The 2,937-nt window shown below is 37.1% G+C and carries 4 protein-coding genes; 2 read left to right on the top strand and 2 right to left on the bottom strand.

The window, feature by feature from the left end:
- Both AC1DG9_RS25720 and AC1DG9_RS25725 read right to left on the bottom strand, forming a co-directional pair.
- On the bottom strand, positions 1-878 hold an 878-nt coding region (locus tag AC1DG9_RS25720), incomplete at its 3' end, for a TonB-dependent receptor plug domain-containing protein (RefSeq protein ID WP_477635531.1).
- Between the two features lie 70 nt (positions 879-948).
- Positions 949-1,281, bottom strand: coding sequence for a hypothetical protein (locus AC1DG9_RS25725; protein WP_477635532.1), 333 nt, complete (start codon positions 1,279-1,281; stop codon positions 949-951).
- Between the two features lie 239 nt (positions 1,282-1,520).
- On the opposite strand from AC1DG9_RS25725, the gene AC1DG9_RS25730 reads away from it, so the two are divergent.
- Together AC1DG9_RS25730 and AC1DG9_RS25735 are read left to right on the top strand one after the other, a co-directional pair.
- Entirely contained in the window at positions 1,521-2,153 is a 633-nt protein-coding gene (locus tag AC1DG9_RS25730) for an ABC transporter ATP-binding protein (RefSeq protein WP_172662636.1), read from the top strand.
- Between the two features lie 26 nt (positions 2,154-2,179).
- A partial coding sequence (locus tag AC1DG9_RS25735) for a hypothetical protein (protein ID WP_477635533.1) occupies positions 2,180-2,937 on the top strand: 758 nt, incomplete at its 3' end.

Below are 2,937 nucleotides of genomic sequence, written 5' to 3' on the forward strand. Positions count from 1 at the left end.
GTTAAAAACCTACGCATATCTTTGCTATGCTCACGATAACCATCGTATTCCTGCCAGCCATATGAAGCATAGCTATTCACTTTATCTCCTCCGCTTCTGTAGGTGGTAGCTAAACGGTGTAAGCCATAAGAACCAACAAGTGCAGAAGCTTCTATGCTTTGTTCCTGGTATGGCGATCGCTGTAATTGAAAGTTAATAACCCCAGCTGTTCCCGCACCATATATACTTGAAGCAGGGCCTTTTATCACCTCCGCTCTACCAATGCTGTTTACATCAAGTGCTTCAATTCTGGTGGTGCCATCGGCTTCTGTAACAGGGATTTCATTTACATAAACCTTTACGTTACGAATGCCGTAAGATGCACGCACGCCATTACCTCTTATTGAAATTCGGGCTTCCGAGAGCGTGCTTTGATCCATTCGGACCCCAGGAATTGAATTTAAAGCAGGTTGCAATGAAACTGCACTTCCACGGTTGATATCTCTTGATGTGATCAACGATAATCCTCCTGCCGTTTCCTTGTTGGTCTTGTTTTCACTGTAGCCTGCAACCCTAACCTCATTGAGGCTTACTCCATCTGCTTCTAGCTGAACATTCAGATCGTTTTGATAGGCGTTGATTTTAATGGTCTGTGATTTGTAACCAGGTAAGGTCGCTTTTAGTTGTCCATCTAGCTGAGAGCCATCGATTTCAAAGTATCCTTTTACATCAGACTTACCTACTTGTTGAGCAGTATTTGTTGTTAAAATAACACCAGCTAATGGCTGACGTGTTTKAGAGTCGTAGATACGACCTTTAATAAGCCGTGTTTGAGCTTGCGTATGACAAAATATCATAGCCAGCCCCATAGATATATATAAGTATCTGAATAGGTGCATTGTAAAAAATTAAAGTATAATTGTTATTCCATGAAAATAGCAGAATGTAACATTCTGCGGTAAGCATTGACTATGCCTGAGGTGGATGGAATATAGCAGCTGAATGCCTTGGAAGTGCAAAAGGCAGTTCAAAAGGGTTAATTACTTTAATCAGTTGGGGTAAAAAATTGAAATTTGTTTTATGTATGATAAGTGCTTCCTGAAAATGACCTTTTTGTGCAGCCCGACTTTGGTTCTTTTCTTTCTCTTCGGCCTGCTTAAGCTTTTTCATCAGGTAACACTTCCCATTGCAATGCATCATTGGTTTGTCTCTGTTCTCACAAAGTTCCGAAGCAATGTAATTCTTGTTCAGCTCAAATCCGGCATAGATGAAGAATCTGCTGAAATTAGCAGTCAACATCATGAAGATTAAAGAAAAAGCGATTAGGCCTCTKAACATAATTGCTGCAAAGGTAATGCTTATACGATATTAAACAACATATTTATTTCTTTGTACCAAAAGATAATGCTATAAATTTTATTTCTAAAGTCGTTTGATCTGAATGGATCTAAAATGTAACATTTCTTTTCTCAGTTCTTCTAATAGGTTAGTCTGGCGCTACAAAATGTAAAAAATCATCAATCACAATTTAAGTATCCTGAATGCTACAATTTACCAACTTCCGAAAATCATATGGTTATCATCCGATTTTACAAATAGAAAGCCTAAGGATTGAGCCTGGCATCTATTGGATAAAAGGTGTTAATGGTTCCGGAAAAAGCACTTTATTAAAGTCCATTGGCGGATTTCTCTTCTTTGAGGGTGAAATATTATTGAACAATGTGAGCGTTAAAAAGGATAGCGTTCCTTATCGAAAAATGGTAAATTTTGCTGATGCAGAACCTATTTATCCTGAATTTTTAACCGGATGGGAAATGATTGCCTTATTTGCAAAAGCAAAACAGGCAACCCCTGGTCAGGAATTGTATTTCATAAAAAGCATGAAAATGGAAAGCTATCTGAGCAATGCAGTGGGCTCTTATTCTAGTGGAATGCTTAAAAAGCTCTCCTTAGTGCTTGCTTTTTTAGGTAGGCCTAAAGTAATTCTGCTTGATGAGCCCTTGATTACTATTGATACGGAATCATTGGACATATTATGCCGGTGGATACTGAAAAAGCATGAAGAAGAAAACACTACTTTTCTTTTGTCGTCTCATCAGCCATTAAGTGAAGTGTTATTAACGAAAGCCCGGGTACTGCTGGTAGATAAACAAACACTTACAATGGAGAAATGAGACAATCGCCGTTAACTAATGTATTGATGAAAATTTTCTCGTCTGGTTTTTACCGGATGCATTCTGGAATGTTGATTTTCCTTTTTGGTACAATACTCTGTTATTGTTTTTTTATAAATACACTGGGGAGTGTTCCTATATGGGCATTTACGGTTTGGAATCTGATGATTACGCTATCATTGGTAAGCAGTCCGGTAATAATGGGTTTTTTCTGTTTGGCTGCTTTTATTTACACAATTAAAAGCTGGCAATATGTTACCACACAATTGATGGCAAAAAATAACGAATTCCTATATCACAGCATTTCCTCATTTGGCAAATGGCAACAATTTAAGAGTTGGTTTTATGTGCAGTTTAACATATTTTTTCCCCTGATAATCTACGTCTTATTTGCCATCATAATTGGCTTTAATTTTGGACATTACCTTATTCCTGTTGCTATTTTACTTTATATTTTGGCGCTAATAATTGTTAGTGCATGGATATATGTGATACGCTCAAATAGATTGATAGATATCGATAGGCAAACTGTCCTGATCAGGTTACTGAGGAACTGGAATAAGCCCTTTTTTCTTTTGTATACATTCTTTGTTTTTGACAAACTTAAAATCACCTATCTAATTACAAAATCGATCTCCTGGGCACTTATTGTTGGAGTATTTGCTGTTTTCTCAGATATTAAGGATAGATCTCCCGTTCCCAACTTAGTTGTATTAATGATCGTAACTGCGCATACTTTACTTATCTACAGTGAATTTCGTTTTAACGAGAAGTATCTTTATTT

This window comes from Pedobacter sp. 05L430, from assembly GCF_056397585.1.

Excerpts from the sequence above, each read along its gene's own strand:
- AC1DG9_RS25730 (WP_172662636.1), top strand. The coding sequence starts at position 1,521 with ATGCTACAATTTACCAACTTCCGAAAATCATATGGTTATCATCCGATT.
- AC1DG9_RS25725 (WP_477635532.1), bottom strand. The coding sequence starts at position 1,281 with ATGATGTTGACTGCTAATTTCAGCAGATTCTTCATCTATGCCGGATTT.